At 71.3% G+C, this 15,543-nt stretch carries 15 protein-coding genes; 11 read left to right on the top strand and 4 right to left on the bottom strand.

Annotation, left to right across the window (positions count from 1 at the left end; all coding sequences use genetic code 11):
* The first annotated feature begins 189 nt into the window (after positions 1–189).
* Genes H4N64_RS29025 through H4N64_RS29010 form a run of 4 tightly spaced genes read left to right on the top strand, consistent with a single transcriptional unit; the run spans position 190 to position 5,247 of the window.
* Positions 190–831 (top strand): (2Fe-2S)-binding protein, encoded by a 642-nt coding sequence (locus H4N64_RS29025; RefSeq protein WP_186285390.1) that lies wholly within the window; start codon positions 190–192, stop codon positions 829–831.
* 6 nt (positions 832–837) lie between these two features.
* A complete protein-coding gene (locus H4N64_RS29020) occupies positions 838–1,818 on the top strand; it encodes an FAD binding domain-containing protein (protein WP_186285389.1) in 981 nt (326 codons plus the stop codon).
* Positions 1,815–4,007: a molybdopterin cofactor-binding domain-containing protein gene (locus H4N64_RS29015; RefSeq protein WP_186285388.1), complete on the top strand. Its 2,193-nt coding sequence runs from the start codon at positions 1,815–1,817 to the stop codon at positions 4,005–4,007. The genes H4N64_RS29020 and H4N64_RS29015 overlap by 4 nt, the downstream gene beginning before the upstream one ends.
* A gap of 34 nt (positions 4,008–4,041) precedes the next feature.
* Positions 4,042–5,247: an XdhC family protein gene (locus tag H4N64_RS29010; RefSeq protein WP_186285387.1), complete on the top strand. Its 1,206-nt coding sequence runs from the start codon at positions 4,042–4,044 to the stop codon at positions 5,245–5,247.
* On the opposite strand, the gene H4N64_RS29005 is transcribed toward H4N64_RS29010, so the two are convergent.
* Complete coding sequence (locus tag H4N64_RS29005; protein ID WP_186285386.1) at positions 5,167–6,048, bottom strand: helix-turn-helix transcriptional regulator; 882 nt, start codon at positions 6,046–6,048, stop codon at positions 5,167–5,169. The genes H4N64_RS29010 and H4N64_RS29005 overlap by 81 nt on opposite strands.
* A gap of 144 nt (positions 6,049–6,192) precedes the next feature.
* On the opposite strand from H4N64_RS29005, the gene H4N64_RS29000 reads away from it, so the two are divergent.
* From H4N64_RS29000 to H4N64_RS28985, 4 genes are all read left to right on the top strand, one after another.
* Positions 6,193–7,209, top strand: coding sequence for a zinc-dependent alcohol dehydrogenase family protein (locus tag H4N64_RS29000; protein WP_186285385.1), 1,017 nt, complete (start codon positions 6,193–6,195; stop codon positions 7,207–7,209).
* Between the two features lie 78 nt (positions 7,210–7,287).
* Positions 7,288–7,953, top strand: coding sequence for an SDR family NAD(P)-dependent oxidoreductase (locus H4N64_RS28995; RefSeq protein ID WP_186285384.1), 666 nt, complete (start codon positions 7,288–7,290; stop codon positions 7,951–7,953).
* A gap of 174 nt (positions 7,954–8,127) precedes the next feature.
* Complete coding sequence (locus H4N64_RS28990) at positions 8,128–8,472, top strand: cyclophilin-like fold protein (protein WP_186285383.1); 345 nt, start codon at positions 8,128–8,130, stop codon at positions 8,470–8,472.
* Positions 8,473–8,527: 55 nt separating this feature from the next.
* A complete protein-coding gene (locus tag H4N64_RS28985) occupies positions 8,528–9,784 on the top strand; it encodes an MFS transporter (RefSeq protein ID WP_186285382.1) in 1,257 nt (418 codons plus the stop codon).
* Between the two features lie 86 nt (positions 9,785–9,870).
* Here the strand turns inward: H4N64_RS28985 and H4N64_RS28980 are convergent, their stop codons facing one another.
* Positions 9,871–10,092, bottom strand: coding sequence for a hypothetical protein (locus H4N64_RS28980; RefSeq protein WP_186285381.1), 222 nt, complete (start codon positions 10,090–10,092; stop codon positions 9,871–9,873).
* 163 nt (positions 10,093–10,255) lie between these two features.
* Positions 10,256–10,984, bottom strand: a complete 729-nt coding sequence (locus tag H4N64_RS28975; RefSeq protein WP_186285380.1) for a nucleoside/nucleotide kinase family protein — start codon at positions 10,982–10,984, stop codon at positions 10,256–10,258.
* A gap of 227 nt (positions 10,985–11,211) precedes the next feature.
* Between H4N64_RS28975 and H4N64_RS28970 the strand changes: the two genes are divergently transcribed.
* The 3 genes from H4N64_RS28970 (at position 11,212) to prcB (ending at position 14,580) form a co-directional block, all read left to right on the top strand.
* The gene (locus H4N64_RS28970; protein WP_186285379.1) at positions 11,212–12,711 is read left to right on the top strand and encodes a hypothetical protein; all 1,500 of its coding nucleotides are present in this window, start codon (positions 11,212–11,214) and stop codon (positions 12,709–12,711) included.
* Complete coding sequence (locus H4N64_RS28965; RefSeq protein WP_186285378.1) at positions 12,708–13,652, top strand: lysylphosphatidylglycerol synthase domain-containing protein; 945 nt, start codon at positions 12,708–12,710, stop codon at positions 13,650–13,652. The genes H4N64_RS28970 and H4N64_RS28965 overlap by 4 nt, the downstream gene beginning before the upstream one ends.
* Before the next feature lie 73 nt (positions 13,653–13,725).
* On the top strand, positions 13,726–14,580 hold the full coding sequence (gene prcB, locus H4N64_RS28960) for a proteasome subunit beta (RefSeq protein ID WP_186285377.1): 855 nt from the start codon (positions 13,726–13,728) through the stop codon (positions 14,578–14,580).
* A 2-nt stretch (positions 14,581–14,582) separates the two neighbouring features.
* Here the strand turns inward: prcB and H4N64_RS28955 are convergent, their stop codons facing one another.
* On the bottom strand, positions 14,583–15,542 hold the full coding sequence (locus H4N64_RS28955) for a hypothetical protein (protein WP_186285376.1): 960 nt from the start codon (positions 15,540–15,542) through the stop codon (positions 14,583–14,585).
* Between the last annotated feature and the right edge of the window lies 1 nt (position 15,543).

The raw sequence follows: 15,543 nt of genomic DNA, 5'->3' as shown, positions 1-15,543 counted from the left end.
GATCGGGGGAGGAAAGTCTCCCTGCCACGGGCCTGGCAAGCGATGTCAGACTGCCCGCATGACCGACCGGGGACTGCCCGAGTCCCCGGTCCGAATGTGCCCTGCGGTGACGACGATCCCGCCGCTCCTGCCCGTGTCGCTGTGTACGGCCCGAGCCGTCCGTGACGTCCTTGATGCAAAGGCGTACGTATGTCCATTGAACTGCCCGAGTCCGACGTTCCGCCCCCCAAAGGAGCCGATGAGCCCTCCTCCGGGCCCACTCGGCGCACCTTCATCGCGACCAGCACCGCGGTCGGCGGTGTCGTCGTCGCGGGCGGGGTGATCGGTGGGTCCCTGCTCGCCGACCCGGCTGCCGCTGAGACGGTGCGCTCCGGCCAAGTCTCCCTGACGGTGAACGGCACCCGGCGGACGGTGACGGTGGACAACCGCACCTCACTGCTGGATCTGCTGCGCGAGGAGTTCGGGCTGACCGGGTCGAAGAAGGGCTGCAACGCCGGGGCCTGCGGCGCGTGCACGGTTCTGGTCGACGGACGGCGGGTCAACTCCTGTCTGACGCTTGCCGTACGCCTGGAGGGCACCGAGGTCACCACGATCGAGGGCCTGGCCGATGGGGACCAACTGCATCCGCTGCAGCAGGCGTTCATCGATGAGGACGCCTTTCAGTGCGGCTACTGCACCCCGGGCCAGATCCTGTCCGGCATCGGCTGCATCCAGGAGGGGCACACCGGCTCCCCGGAGGAGATCCGGGAGTGGATGAGCGGCAACATCTGCCGCTGCGGCTGTTACGTGAAGATCGTGCGCGCGGTCGAGCAGACCGCCGGCCGGAAGTGAGGACCGATGTATCCCTTCACCTTCACCAAGGCCGCGAGCACCCATGAGGCCCTCAACGCCGGTCGCCGCGGCGGACGTTATATCGCCGGGGGCACCACCCTGGTCGACCTGATGCGGGAGACCGTCGAGCGTCCCGAGACGCTGGTGGACATCAGCGGCCTGCCGTTGCGCGAGGTCACTGTCACCGAGCGGGGTGGGCTGCGGATCGGGGCGTTGGTGCGGATGGCCGACGCGGCCGCCCATCCCAAGGTGCGCGCCCTCTACCCGGTCATTTCCGAGGCGTTGGAGCTGAGTGCGTCGGCTCAGTTGCGGAACATGGCGACCATCGGCGGGAACATCATGCAGCGCACCCGCTGCACGTACTTCCGGGATGTGACGGCAGACTGCAACAAGCGTGAGCCGGGCTCGGGTTGCGCCGCGCGGGAGGGCCACAACCGCACCCATGCGATCCTCGGCACCTCCGAGGCCTGTGTGGCCACCCACCCGTCCGACGTGGCCGTGGCCTTTGCCGCGCTGGAGGCCACAGTGCATCTCATGGGCCCGGACGGAGAGCGCCGTATCGCCTGCGCCGACTTTCTGCTGCGACCGGGCAGCACTCCGAACCGTGAACAGGCCATCCGGCAGGGCGAGTTGATTACGGCGGTGGAGATCCCCGCCCTCCCGCGCCCGCTGAAGTCCGGCTACCTCAAGGTCCGCGACCGTCAGTCCTACGAGTTCGCCCTCACCTCGGCGGCCGTCGCGCTGCATGTGCGTGGCGGTGTGATTCGCGAGGCGAAGGTCGCCGCCGGGGGAGTGGGCACCGTGCCCTGGAAGCTGCCCGCGGTCGAGCGGCACCTCATCGGTGAGCGCCCCTCGGAAGCCCTGTGGACGGCCGCCGCCGAGAAGGCGGCGGAGGGGGCCCGCCCGCTGGAACACAACCGCTTCAAGGTCGAGTTGCTCAAGCGGACCGTCGAGCGTCAGCTGCGCATCGTAGGAGGTACGAAGTGAGTCCCCAGCCGCAGGCAGCCGTTGGTGCGCCGCTTTCCCGGGTGGACGGACGGCTCAAGGTCACGGGCGAGGCGCAGTACGCCGCCGAGTTCGACATCGAAGGGGCGGTGCACGCCGTCATCGTCGATGCGAGCATCGGCCGCGGCCGTATCACCGGCGTCGACACGGACGCCGCCGAAGCCGCCCCGGGCGTGCTGCGGGTGATCCATCACGGCAACGCGCCGACGCTGCCGTACCGCGACAATCCGGGGTCGAACAACCTGCCCGGCCGCAAGCTGCGCGTCTTCCAGGACGACCGGATCCTCTTCCACGGTCAGCCGGTCGCCGTCGTCATCGCCACCACCCTGGAGGCCGCGCAGCACGGCGCGAGCCTGGTGAAGTTCGGCTACGACGCCGAGCGGCCGACGACCGACCTCGCCGAGGGTGAGCCGGGTCGGCCGGGCAACTACTCGCGCGGCGACGTAGAAGCCGGACTGCGCGACGCGGATGTGCGGCTGGACATGACGTATCGCCTGGCGCGCAATCACCACAACCCGATGGAGCCGCACGCCACGATCGCCCGCTGGGACGGCAACCGGCTCACCGTGTGGGACAAGACGCAGTGGGTGCCCGGCACGCAGCTTGAGCTGTCCACGGTGTTCGATGTGCCGCTGGACTCCGTGCGGGTCATCAACCCCTTCGTCGGGGGCGGCTTCGGCAGCGGGCTGCGCTGCTGGCCGCACACCGTGGTCGCCGCGCTCGCCGCCCGGGAGACGGGCCGTCCGGTCAAGCTGGTCCTGACCCGCAAGCAGATGTACTTCGGCACCGGTTTTCGGCCCGCCTACGAGTACCGGATGCGCGTCGGCAGTGACCGGCGCGGCCGTCTGGCCGCCACGGACCAGGGGATCGACGCGGAGACCTCGTCGTACGAGACGTTCACCGAGGCCGTCATGTCGCCCGGGCAGATGCTCTACAGCACGCCCAACGTCCGCCAGTCCTATCGGACGGTGCCGCTGGATGTGAACTCCCCGATCTGGATGCGCGGTCCGGGCGCCGCCACGGGTGTCTACGCCGTCGAGTCGGCCATGGACGAACTCGCCCACGAACTCGGCATCGACCCCATCGAGCTGCGTCGGCTCAACGAACCGGCCCAGGATCCGTCGAACAACGCGCCGTTCTCCACGCGTCGGCTGCTGGAGTGCTACACGATCGGCGCCCGTGAGTTCGGCTGGGACCGGCGCAACCCGAAGCCCCGCTCGACGCGGGACGGCGACTGGCTGATCGGCATGGGCATGGCCTCGGGCGTGTACCACACCGCAGTCGCGCCGGCCCAGTCCCGGGGCCGCCTGAACGCCAACGGCACGGCGGTGATCGAGTGCGCCACCAGCGACATGGGCCCGGGCACCTACACCTCCCAGACCCAGGTCGCCGCCGACGCGCTCGGGCTGGCCATGCGCGCGGTCGACTTCAGGCTCGGCGACTCCCGCTACCCGCAGACCCCGCCGCACGGCGGTTCGATGACCATGGCGAGCATCGGCTCCGCTACCCTCGACGTCTGCATCCAGCTCCGGCAGCAGGCGATCCGACTGGCCGTCGAGGACGAGGAATCGCCCCTGTACGGCGTCAACGCCGAGGACATCGTGGTCCGCAACGGTCGACTGCACGTGCAGGGGAATCCGGCCCGCGGCGAGTCGTACCAGCGGCTGCTGACCCGCAACGACCGCACCCGCCTCGAGGCGAACGCCTCCTTCTCCCCGCCGAGGGGTGAGCGGCACTCCATCAGCGCCTACAGCGCGGTGTTCGCCGAGGTGGCGGTGGACGCGACGCTGGGTCTGGTGCGGGTGCGGCGGATGCTGGCCGTGTACGACGCGGGGCGGATCATCAGCCCCAAGCTGGCGGACAGCCAGGCGATCGGCGGCATGGTGGGCGGCATCGGCGCGGCCCTGCTGGAGCACACGGTCACCGATCACCGCGACGGCCGGATCGCCAACGCCGGCCTTGCCGACTACCTGGTGCCGGTGAACGCCGACATCCCCGACCTCAAGGCGATCTACCTGGAGGGCGAGGACATGCAGGCCGACCCGCTCGGCGTGAAGGGCCTTGCCGAGCTCGTGATCGTCGGCGTGGCGCCCGCCATCGCCAACGCGGTCTTCAACGCCACCGGCCGTCGGGTGCGCGAACTGCCCATCACCGCCGAGGCGTTGCTCTGACGCATTCGACTCACGGTTCCCACGGAGACAGACCATGCTGAACATCGCGGACACACTGCACCGTTGGTGCCGCGAGGCACGCCCCTTCGCTCTGGCCACCGTCGTCGACGTGCGCGGCAGCACACCCCTGCCGACGGGGACGTCGATGGCGGTGGACGCGGTCGGCAACGCGGTCGGCAGCATCTCCGGGGGCTGCGTCGAGGGCGCCGTGTACGAGCTGTGCCGGCAGGTGCTGGGCGACGGGGGCGCCCCGCAGCGTGCCTGGTTCGGGTACTCCGACGACGACGCCTTCGCCGTCGGACTGACCTGCGGCGGCGAGCTCGATGTGTTCGTCCAGCGCATCGACTGGGCCGACGGGCCCCACCTCGCGGCTGCCCTGGGCGAGGTGGTGGAGGGCCGGCCCGCGGCCGTGGCCCAGGTCGTCGACGGCCCGGACCATCTCCTCGGCGCTACTCTGAGCGTCCTGGCCGACGGCAGCATGACCTACGGCTCTCTGGACGACGCGTCGGCGGACCGGCTGGTCGCGGACGAGGCCCGGGCCCTGCTGCGGGCCGGCCGCACGGCCCGTGTCACGGTCGGCGGAAACGGGGACGATTGCCCCGAACCGCTGACCGTCCTCGTCCACGTCCACGCCTCCCGCCCCCGCATGCTGATCTTCGGCGCGGTCGACTTCGCCGCCGCGCTCAGCCAGGCCGGAGCCTTCCTCGGCTACCGGGTCACCGTCTGCGACGCCCGCCCCGTATTCGCCACGCCGGCCCGCTTCCCGCACGTGGACGAGGTCGTCGTCGACTGGCCCCACCGCTACCTGGCAGGCACGTCCGTGGACCCTCGTACCGCCGTCTGCGTCCTCACCCACGACGCCAAGTTCGACATCCCCCTGCTACGCCTCGCCCTCGACCTGCCCGTCGGCTACGTCGGCGCGATGGGCTCCCGACGCACCCACACCGAACGCCTGCGCCTCCTGCGCGAGGCAGGCGTGACCCAGGAGCAACTGTCCCGCCTGCACTCCCCGATCGGCCTCGAACTGGGCGCCCGTACACCCGAGGAGACGGCCGTGTCCATCACCGCGGAGATCATCTCCAGCGCCAACCACGCCACCGGCCTGCCCCTGTCCCAGGGCACGGGGCCGATTCATCGAGCGGGTCGAGGTCCTGGCGGGTCAGCCGATCGGCTCGGACGCGGACAGCTTCTGGTCGGCGGCCCAGGAGGCGAGGATGCGCAACCGGTCGTGCGTGGGTGAGCCGGGGGCGGCCGTCCAGACGGTCAGGTGCTGGTCGGGGTCGGTGTTGGCGGTGAGGGTGTCCCAGTCCAGGACGAGTTCGCCGACGACCGGGTGATTGAGGGTCTTCGTGCCCACCGTGCGTGCCGCGACCCGGTGTTCGCCCCACCACTCGGCGAACTGCTTGTCCCGCATGGACAGTTCACCGACCAGTTCGATCAGGCGCGGATCGTCGGGGTATTTCGCCGCCTCCATCCGCAGCTGGGCCACGGAGATCTGCGCGGACGCCTCCCAGTCGGCATACAGGGTCCGCATCGCCGGATCGGTGAACTGGATCCGGGGATAGTTGCGGTGCTTTTCCGGAATGCGGGAGAAATCGGTGACCAGGGCGGCGGCCAGTGCGTTCCAGGCCAGGATGTCGCCGCGCCGCCCCTGCACGATGGCGGGGGTGGCGGTGAGGTCGTCCAGCACGCGCTGGAGCTGGGGCTGCACCCTCTGCCTGCTGCGGCGCCGGGTGCGGACCGCGGTCTTGCCGGCGAGCTGGAAGAGGTAGGCCCGCTGATCGTCGTCCAGATGGAGCACCCGGGCCAGCACATCCAGCACGGGGGTGGAGGCCTGCATACGGCCCTGTTCCAGGCGGGTGTAGTAGTCGGTGCTGATCGAGGCGAGCTGGGCGACCTCCTCGCGGCGCAGCCCGGCCACCCGGCGCGGTGCGTTCGTCTCCGGCAGCCCGACCGTGCGGGGGCTCAGCTCGGCGCGGCGCCTTTTGAGGAATTCTCCCAGTTCATTGAGGGGGACGTTGCTGGTCATGCTTCTCAGCATGACACCGTTCGCACCTGGGCAAGGGGAGAGAATTTACTCCCAGGATGTGGGCCTCCCCGGATGTGTTTCTCCGCTTTTGACCACTGCCGCCGCGTGTGACTCTCGACTGAAGCAGATCCCTCCGGCCCGTAAGGAAGCACCATCATGCGCGGCGCAGTAATCCACGCCCCCGGCGACGTGCGCTTCGAGGAGCGCGACGACCCGAAGATCATCCACCCCACCGACGCCGTGATCCGCACGGTCGCCACCTGCGTGTGCGGTTCGGACCTGTGGCCCTATCGCGGTCTGGAGCCGGTGGATGCGCCCCATCCGATGGGGCACGAGTACGTCGGCATCGTCGAGGAGGTCGGCAGCGAGGTCCGCAACGTCAGGCCGGGCCAGTTCGTGGTCGGGTCCTTCGCCACCTCGGACAATACCTGTGCCAACTGCCTGAACGGCTGGCAGTCCTCCTGTCTGCACCGGGAGTTCATGTCCACCTGCCAGGCCGACTACGTCCGCATCCCCAACGCCCACGGCACGCTCGTCGCCACCGACGGCCACCCGGACGGCGAGTCGATGCCCGGCCTGCTCGCCGTCTCCGACGTGATGGGCACCGGCTGGTACGCGGCCGTCGCCGCCGAGGTGAAGCCCGGTTCGACGGCAGTGGTGGTCGGTGACGGCGCGGTCGGCCTGTGCGGGGTGATCGCCGCCAAGGAACTCGGCGCCGAGCGGATCATCGCCATGTCCCGGCACGAGCCCCGGCGGAAGCTCGCGGTGGAGTTCGGCGCCACCGACATAGTCACCGAGCGCGGCGAGGAAGGCATCGCCCGCGTGAAGGAGCTGACCGACGGCATCGGCGCCGACTCCGTACTGGAGTGCGTCGGCACCGCCGAGGCGATGCGGCAGGCGCTGCGCTCGGCCCGGCCCGGCGGCAACGTCGGCTTCGTCGGCGTCCCGCACGAGGTGGCCGTCGACGGCCAGGAGCTGTTCTTCTCCCACGTCGGCCTGCGCGGCGGCCCGGCCCCCGTGCGCCGCTTCCTCCCCGACCTGATCGACCGCGTCCTTACCGGCCGGATCAACCCGGGCAAGGTCTTCGACCTCACCCTGCCCCTGGACCAAGTCGTCGAGGGCTACAAGGCCATGGACGAACGACGCGCCATCAAGGCCCTCCTCAAGCCCTGACCGTCGGGTGGGCCGGGCATCCGCTGTCCGGCCCCATCCATCCTCAGTACAAGGAACTCACCAGTACAAGGACTCACCGTGACCACCTTCGCCCTCATCGGCGCCGGCCCCGGCCTCGGGCTGGCCACTGCCCGCCGCTTCGGAGCCGTCGGCCACACCGTCGCCCTGATCTCCCGCACCCCGCAGAGCCTGGACCGGCTCACCGCAGAGCTGACCGGCGACGGCATTCAGGCCCGCGGTTTCACCGCCGACGCACTGGACCCCGCGTCCCTGACGAGAGCCCTGCACACGGCAGCCGACACCCTGGGCCCCATCGAGATCCTCCAGTACAGCCCCGCGCCCCGCGCCGACTTCATGAAGCCGGTCCTCGACACCAGCGCCGACGACCTGGACGCCCCGCTCGCCTTCTCCGTCAAGGGCCCCGTCACGGCCGTGCACGCCGTCTTGCCCGGCATGCGCGAACTCGGCCGCGGCACCGTGCTGTTCGTCAACGGCGGCAGCGCGGTGCGCCCCCACCCCGAGCGGGCCGGCACCTCGGTCGCCTTCGCCGCCGAGAGCGCGTACGCCCGCATGCTCCACGACGCACTCGCCCCGGAGCACATCCACGTCGCGCAGCTGATCGTCCCCGGCGCCATCCGCCCGGACGCCGAGCACAGCAGCCCCGACGCGCTCGCCGAGCGCCTGTACGACATCCATGCCAAGCGTGACGGCTTCCGCCAGTACGCCGAGCCGCTGCCCGACTGACCCCTGGACTTCCCGTTGATCCCGGCCGCCCTCGCCCGCGCTGTCCCGGCTGCTGCCTTCCTGTTGGCCGTGACGGCCTGTACCTCCGTTGCGCCCCCGGAGACCTCGGAGTCCCCGGCGCAGGGAACGCCGTCGTCTCCGGCACCCACCACGACCCCCGGGCGGAGCACCACCATGAACCTCCGCCTCACGATCGACGGCCACCCCGTAGCCGCGACCCTGAACCACAGCGCCACTGCCCGCGACTTGGCCGAACTCCTGCCGCTCACGCTAGACATGAGCGACTTCCACCAGACCGAGAGGATCGCCGATCTTCCCCGTCGGCTGTCCACCGCCGATGCCCCGGAGGGAGGCGATCCGAAGGCCGGTTCCCTGGCGTACTACGCTCCCTGGGGCAACCTGGCCATCTACTACCGGAACGCCTCCCCGGCCGACGGCCTGATCGTCCTCGGCCAGGTGACCGACGGTATCGACCGGCTCGCCACCGCCGAGAAGGTCACCATCGAGGCCGCCTCCTGACGCGGCGCGCCCATCCCGCTTTTCCGCCCTCGCCGCTCAAGGAGAGACCGCCCGCATGCCTTCCGCCGCCGGGAACACCCCCGGCAAACTCCCCTTCGTCGTCTGGGTACTGGCCGCCGGCACGTTCCTGATGGGGACCACCGAGTTCGTCATCGCCGGCCTGCTTCCGGAGCTCGCCGGTGACCTTGGCGTCAGTGTCTCCGAGGCCGGTCTGCTGATCACCGCCTTCGCGATCGGCATGATCATCGGCTCGCCGACCATGGCCATGGCCACGCTCCGACTGCCCCAGCGTCAGACGCTGATCCTGGCCCTGACCGTATTCAGCCTCGGACACGTCGTCGCGGCCCTCAGCTCGTCCTTCACCGTCGTCCTCATCGCGCGCGTCGTCACCGCTCTGGTCACCGGGGCGTTCTGGTCCGTGGGCGCGGTCATCGCCACGACCGCAGCGGGCCCGGCGGCCTCCGCCCGCGCGATGGGCGTCATGATCGGCGGACTGACCCTCGCCAACGTCATCGGTGTGCCGCTCGGCTCCTTCGTCGGCCAGTACGTCGGCTGGCGCGGCCCCTTCTGGGCCCTGGCGGTGGTCTCCGCCCTCGCCGCCGCCGTCATCGGCCGCTGCATCCCGGCCCGCGAGGAGCACGTCGGGGTGTCCGTCCGGTCCGAGATCGGCGCCCTGCGCCACGGGCGCCTGTGGCTGGCGCTCAGCGCGGCGATGCTGATCATGGGCGGGGTTCTGGCGACGTACACCTACATCACGCCGCTGCTGACTGACCGCGCGGGCATTCCGGAGGGCGCCGTACCGCTCGTACTGATCGCTTTCGGCATCGGGGCCCTGGGCGGGACGACGACGGGCGGACGCCTGGGCGACCGCCTCCCGATGGCCACCACGATCACCGCGGCGGCAGCCACCACCCTGGTCCTGTTCCTGATGATCCCGCTGTCCGCCCACCCGGTCACGGCCACAGCCCTGGTCTTCCTGATGGGCCTGACGGGCTTCACGGTCAACCCGATCGTCACCGCGCTGGCTGTGCGGTTCGCGGGCAACGCTCCGACCCTCACCTCGGCGCTCACCACGTCCGCCTTCAACACCGGCATCGCGGCCGGATCGGCGGTCGCGGGTACGGCCCTTGAGTCCTCACTCGGCCTGACGGGCCCGCCCTTGGTGGGCACCATGATCGCGGCACTCACTCTGCTGCCCCTGATCGCCCTCGCCGTCTGCGGCACGTCCCGGGCAGGGCGGATCGTGGCTCAACGCAGGGCTCCGGCCGGTGAGCTGATCGAGGAGCCGGCGGAGGTGCGGTCACCGCTCTGAACGCGGTGCCTTGTCCGCCGGCCCCCGCGCCTGGAAGGAGTTTGTCGTCGGAGGAGCCTGGCGTGCCGTGAACGGGCACAGGGGTTCTACAGCTTGGTCATCTTGGCGTAGGGGCTCAAGATCCGCATCTGGGAAGATCCGAAATCGACGAGCGCCGCGATTCCGTCCTCGATGCCGATCACCCGGCCGAGACCGTACACGTCGTGAGTGACCTGGTCGCCCACGGCGAAGTGCTTGGGAGCCGGTGCGACCGGGGCCTTGAAGGGGCTGGTAGGGAGATGACGCTTCGGTGCCGCATGCTTTGTCATTGCCCCCAGTATGCACCCCGGGCGGGTACCGGAAGTTCCTTGGTCCGAGGGAGACGTCCGGTCACGCTTCCAGGATCCTGCGCTTCTGGTCCTCGAACTCGGCCGGTGAGCACGCCTTCCGGGTTCTCGTAAGACGGACAGGTCGAGTTCGTCGCACACGGTGTTACCCCTGGTGCTCGCGGCTGCCCCCGGTGACACCCCCTCGCCTCGATTGCAGCATCGGGCCACAGCCTTCGCACCTCGGGGTTGTCGGCACAGCGCCCACCGGCACCACCAGATCCGCCCGCGCCCGCGTCCCCGCCACCAGCTCGGCGTTGCGCTGGTCCGTCCGCAGCACCCACGCCACCGCCTCCTCGTGGCTCTTGCCGAACTCCTCGTGGCGGGCGATCAGGCGGCGGAGCCGTTCGTCCTCGTCCAGCTCGCAGAACCAGACCTCGTCGAGCTGGGGGCGTACGCGAGCCCAGGCGCCCGTCTCCAGCAGCAGGTAGTTGCCCTCGGTCACCACCAGGCGTGCCGTCGGCGGTACCGGGATCATGCCCGCGATCGGCTGCTCCAGGACCCGCTCGAACCCCGGTGCGTACACTACGTCCTCGTCCGTCTCCTCGCGCAGGCGTCGCAGCAGTGCCGCGTATCCCGCCGCGTCGAAGGTGTCCGGCGCCCCCTTGCGGTCCCGGCGGCCCAGCCGGTCCAGCTCTGCGTCGGAGAGGTGGAAGCCGTCCATGGGGACGTGGGCGACCCAAGGAGCCCCCGAGCCGTTCAGCTCCCGTACCAGGTGCTCGGCGAGCGTCGTCTTGCCCGCGCCCGGACTGCCCGTGATGCCGAGGATGGCGCGGCGCCCGGAGGCCGTCAGGGAGCGGGCCCGGGCGAGGAGGTCGTCGAGTGTCTGCGGCACAGACCGAGTCTGTCAGGCGCGCCATGCCCGCCCACGAACACCACCCGCTCCCACACGACCGACGCACGACCGACCCCGTCAGGCACCTGGCCGAACCCAGCGCTGCGCACCCGCCCCGGGCGAGTTAGTTTGTCCGTGTTTTATCCGTTTGCCTGGCTGCCGGCTCCGGCCCCGCCGGGGTGTCGGGTCGTAGCAGCCCTACGACATGTAGCGGTAAGGGGTGGACGATGGCCCACGGCACGAACGCCATGCTCGTCGGTATGGGACGACGCGAAGCGGCGGCCGTGTCCGGCAGGTCCTGGCGGACACGCGGCAACGCCCTGCTCGCGGCCGTGGCCGGTGCCTTCACCGCCGCACAACTCCTCCTCGTCCCCCCGTCCATGGGCCTCGGCTGGGACGAGGCGGTCTACGTCAGCCAGGTCGACGACCAGGCCCCGGCCGCCTTCTTCAGCGCCCCGCGAGCCCGAGGCGTCTCCCTCCTCGTGGCGCCGATCGCCTCCTGGTCCTCGTCCACCAGCCTGCTGCGCGTCTATCTCGCCGTCCTCTCCGGCATCGCTCTCTTCCTTGCCCTGCGCGCCTGGCGCGGACTCTTCCCGGCCCGTGTGCTGGCGGCCGGCGGCGCGCTGTTCGCCTCCCTGTGGGTGACCCTCTTCTACGCCCCCCAGGCCATGCCCAACCTCTGGGTCGCCCTCGGCGCCCTGCTCGCCGTCGGCTGCTTCCTGCGCGCCCGCGCCGCCGACCGCCCCGACCGGCGGGCCCTGTGGGGCGTGGCCGTCGGCGCCACCCTCATGGCGGTGATGCGCCCGACCGACGCCGTCTGGGTCGCCCTTCCCCTGCTGGCCGTCGCATCGGCCGTACGACATTGGCGGCTCGGCCTCGTCACCGCGGCGGGCCTCGCGGCCGGTGCCGTCCCCTGGGTGGTCGAGGCGTTCATCTCCTACGGCGGCCTGCGCGAGCGGCTCTCCGAGGCCTCCCGCGTCCAGGGCGACCTGGGCTGGTACTTCGCCGTCGACGACCAGATGCGCAGCCTGATCGGACGTGCCCTGTGCCGGCCGTGCACCGGCGCCATGCCCAACCCGGTCGTCACCGTGTGGTGGGTGCTGCTGCCGCTGTTCGCCGTCCTCGCCCTTGTGATCGCCGTACGGGCCCGGCGCACCGCACGCACCCTGATCCCGCTCGCCTGCGCCACCACCGCCGCCGTCCCGTACCTGTTCCTGATCGGGTACGCGGCTCCCCGCTTCCTGCTGCCCGCGTACGCCCTGCTGGCCGTCCCCGTCGCCGACGCCCTGCTGCACCTGGTCACCACGCCGAGCGGGCGGTGGCGGCCGGTCGCCGCGTCCCTCCTCGCTGTGGCCGTCGGCGGGCATCTCGCCGTGCAGTACGCCGTCCTGGACCACGTCGTCGACCGCACCGTCGCAGACCGCCGCGCCTGGGCCCGTACCGCCGACGCGCTGCACGGTCTGGGCGTCCGACCGCCCTGTCTGCTCACCGGGCACGAGGCCATCCCGCTCGCCCACTACGCCGGTTGCTCCTCGGGTGCGATCCGCGGCAACAACGCCAACACCACCACGGCGGAGATCCTGCGCACCGCCCGCCAGGAACCGGTCGCCGTCCTCAGCGTGCCCGGCGGCGCACCGCCCTCCTACGCCCGCGGCTGGGAGCTGCACCGGCTCGAAGGCATGGACGTCCGTATCGCCCCGGCGCCCCGAGCGGGCGACCCCGCATGACCCCCGAGCCCGTGGCGGCCACCCCGACCCGCAGACGGGCCGCCTACTGGCACACCGCGCTCACCCTCACCGTCCTCGTCGCCGCGATCTGGCTGGCCCAGCGGCACTGGCCCATGCTGGAGACCGGAGCGGTGCGGCTCGCCGTCGCCGATCAGGGGTGGCTGCTGGTGGCCGGGATCGCCGCGATCGGTACCTGGTTGTGCGCCGCGCTCGCCCAGCAGGGCGCCGTGCCCGAGCGGTTGCCCCAAGGGCGGCTCGTCGCCGCGCAGTTCGCCGCCTCCGCCGCCAACCATGTGCTGCCCGCCGGACTCGGCGCGGGCGCGGTGAACCTGCGCTTCCTCATGCGCTGCGGACTGTCGGCCGCCCGCGCGGCCACCGGCGTGGCCGTCAAGGGCACCGCCGGTGTGATCGGCCGCGCCGCCCTCATCGCCTCGCTCGCCGTCGCCTGCCCGGGCGTGCTGCGCGTTCCGGAGGTGTCGCCGGTCTTCATGCTCGCCACAGCCGTCGCCACCGTCGCCATCGCGCTGCCGGCCGCCCTGTTCCGGCAGCGCTGCCGACGAGTCCTCGGCACGGCCCTCGCCGACATCAGGGCCGTCCATGCCCGGCCGCGGCGGGCGGTGGCGTTGTGGGGTGGCTCGCTCGCCTTCGCCCTACTGCATTGTGCGGTGCTGATCGCCGTGACCCAGGCCGTTGCCCTGCCGCTGCCGCCCCTGCGGGTGGCGTTGCTCTACCTCGCCGCCAGCAGTGCCGCCGCGCTGCTGCCCACGCCCGGTGGCCTCGGTTCCCTCGACGCGGCCCTCGCGCTCGCGCTCACCGGGGCCGGGGCGCCCGCCGCCGGGGCCGCCTCCGCCGTACTCGGATACCGGCTGCTGACCGTGTGGCTGCCATTGCTGCCGGGGCTGTTGGTGCTCGGGGTGCTGATCCGGCGCAAGGCCCTGTGACCCGGGCGGAGTTTCCGGCGTGCGGGGTTCAGGTAGGACTTCGGTTGTCGGTCCGCAGGCGAGGGGGAGTGTCATGACGCAGGGCGAGTACGGCGGGGGACTGGGTGAGGAGTTCTTCACCCCGGGGTCGTCCTCCTTCACGGAGTTCCTCGCGGTCCATCGCCCCGAGTTGTTGAGCACGCGCCGTGTCTTGCCGGACGGCGTCCGGGCCGCCCCCGACCAGGTGCCGCACGGCACCACCGTGCTCGCGCTCGCCTACCGCGACGGCGTGCTGATCGCCGGGGACCGGCGGGCCACCATGGGCAACCTCATCGCCCAGCGCGACCTGGAGAAGGTGCACCCGGCGGACGACCTCAGCGCAGTCGCCTTCGCCGGTACCGTCGGGCTCGCTCTCGACATGGTGAAGCTCTACCAGGTGGAGCTCACCCACTTCGAGAAGATCGAGGGCACGCCGATGACCCTCAACGCCAAGGCGCGCCGACTGGCCGGCATGATCCGCGACAACCTCGGCCAGGCCATGCAGGGACTCGCCGTCGTCCCGCTCCTCACCGGCTACGACCCGTCGAAGCCGGAGGGAGAGCGGGGGCGCATCTTCAGCTTCGATGTCGCGGGGGGACTGTACGAGAAGCAGGACTTCCACGCCGAGGGGTCCGGATCCCCTTATGCGCGGGGCGCGTTGAAGAAGCTGTTCCACCGGGGCATGTCCCGCCGCGAGGCGGCCTTGGCGGCGCTCCAGGCGCTCTACGACGCGGCCGACGACGACTCCGCGACCGGCGGCCCGGACATCAACCGCCGTATCTTTCCCATCGTTTCGGTCATCACGGAGGACGGGTTCGAGCGGCTGCCCGAGTCCGAGACGGAGGAGCTGAGCCGGGAGATGGTCGAGCAGCGCAGAAGCCGTCCGGACGGGCCGACCGCCATCCCGTGAGATCAGCCCTGCGGGATCAACTCCTTGTTCCACTTGGCCAGTTGCTTGACCGGATCGCCGGTGTACGACCACGGTGTGCGGGTCGCCCGTCGGCCCGTCATCCGCAGCAGCGCGGCGCCGATGTCGGTGAGCCCGGCGAGACAGGCGGCATGGGTGAGGTAGTGCAGGTCGCGCAGTTCGCCGGGGGCGACAGCGCTCCCGGCGCGGCCCACGATCCAGCGCTGCCAGGTCCGCCGTACGTCTCCGATCGCGCCGTCGTGGTCCCAGTGCTGGCCGAGCCCCATGGCGGCCGACTGGCCTCGGGCCGCGTCCAGGGCGTAGCGGTACTCCTCGACGCGGGCGTACTGGACCAGGACCGGCAGCGGGCAGCCCGGCGGTGCCACACCGGCGGCGTCGCGCGCGAAGTCGTACATCAGGCCGTGCGTGCCGTGCCAGCGCGCCGAGTAGTAGTGAAGCACCTGGAGGTGCCCTTCCACGCTGAACGGGTCGCGCCGGTGCAACTCGTCCCACCAGCGCGCCAGTTCCTGCCGCCGGACCCCGGACGGGTACAGGCGTGCCACCGAGATCAGCGAGATCCACGGCGTGGGATCGTCGACGTACGCCTCGGCGGCCCGCAGACATGCCAGTACGGCGGTGTCGATGCGCCGCTGGTCGATGGGTACGCCCCGGCCCGCGGTGATGGCCAGGTTGAACGCCCGGGCCGTCTCGGTGGCCGCCCGCAGCACCATCGCGTCGGCGCTGTTCGGCTCGGCGGCCAGCCAGGACTCCATCGTCGAACTGCCCGCGCAGGCCTGGGCCAGCATCCGCACCCGGTGGCCTCGGGAGAGCCAGTCGGGTCCGGTGATCCGCAGCAGATCGCGCAGTCCCTGCCAGCGTCCGATGACGATGTCCTGGCGGGCGGAGGTCAGGGGCGCGTCTCCGCAGTCGGGGTCGAAGTCGGGGGTGAATCGGTCTCGCGCCATC

Origin of the sequence: Streptomyces cupreus, from assembly GCF_014257025.1 — a bacterium.
In the GTDB taxonomy this organism is placed as follows: Bacteria; Actinomycetota; Actinomycetes; order Streptomycetales; family Streptomycetaceae; genus Streptomyces; species Streptomyces cupreus.
The sequence above is the reverse complement of the archived record's forward strand: the minus strand, read 5'-3'. Positions and strand labels throughout refer to the sequence as shown.

Bases quoted from the DNA above. Each gene is read 5' to 3' on its own strand.
- H4N64_RS28970 (WP_186285379.1), top strand. From the start codon at position 11,212: ATGGCCCACGGCACGAACGCCATGCTCGTCGGTATGGGACGACGCGAA.
- H4N64_RS28980 (WP_186285381.1), bottom strand. From the start codon at position 10,092: ATGACAAAGCATGCGGCACCGAAGCGTCATCTCCCTACCAGCCCCTTC.
- H4N64_RS29010 (WP_186285387.1), top strand. From the start codon at position 4,042: ATGCTGAACATCGCGGACACACTGCACCGTTGGTGCCGCGAGGCACGC.
- prcB (WP_186285377.1), top strand. From the start codon at position 13,726: ATGACGCAGGGCGAGTACGGCGGGGGACTGGGTGAGGAGTTCTTCACC.
- H4N64_RS28955 (WP_186285376.1), bottom strand. From the start codon at position 15,542: ATGGCGCGAGACCGATTCACCCCCGACTTCGACCCCGACTGCGGAGAC.
- H4N64_RS28985 (WP_186285382.1), top strand. From the start codon at position 8,528: ATGCCTTCCGCCGCCGGGAACACCCCCGGCAAACTCCCCTTCGTCGTC.
- H4N64_RS28965 (WP_186285378.1), top strand. From the start codon at position 12,708: ATGACCCCCGAGCCCGTGGCGGCCACCCCGACCCGCAGACGGGCCGCC.
- H4N64_RS29020 (WP_186285389.1), top strand. From the start codon at position 838: ATGTATCCCTTCACCTTCACCAAGGCCGCGAGCACCCATGAGGCCCTC.
- H4N64_RS29005 (WP_186285386.1), bottom strand. From the start codon at position 6,048: ATGCTGAGAAGCATGACCAGCAACGTCCCCCTCAATGAACTGGGAGAA.
- H4N64_RS28990 (WP_186285383.1), top strand. From the start codon at position 8,128: ATGAACCTCCGCCTCACGATCGACGGCCACCCCGTAGCCGCGACCCTG.
- H4N64_RS29000 (WP_186285385.1), top strand. From the start codon at position 6,193: ATGCGCGGCGCAGTAATCCACGCCCCCGGCGACGTGCGCTTCGAGGAG.
- H4N64_RS29025 (WP_186285390.1), top strand. From the start codon at position 190: ATGTCCATTGAACTGCCCGAGTCCGACGTTCCGCCCCCCAAAGGAGCC.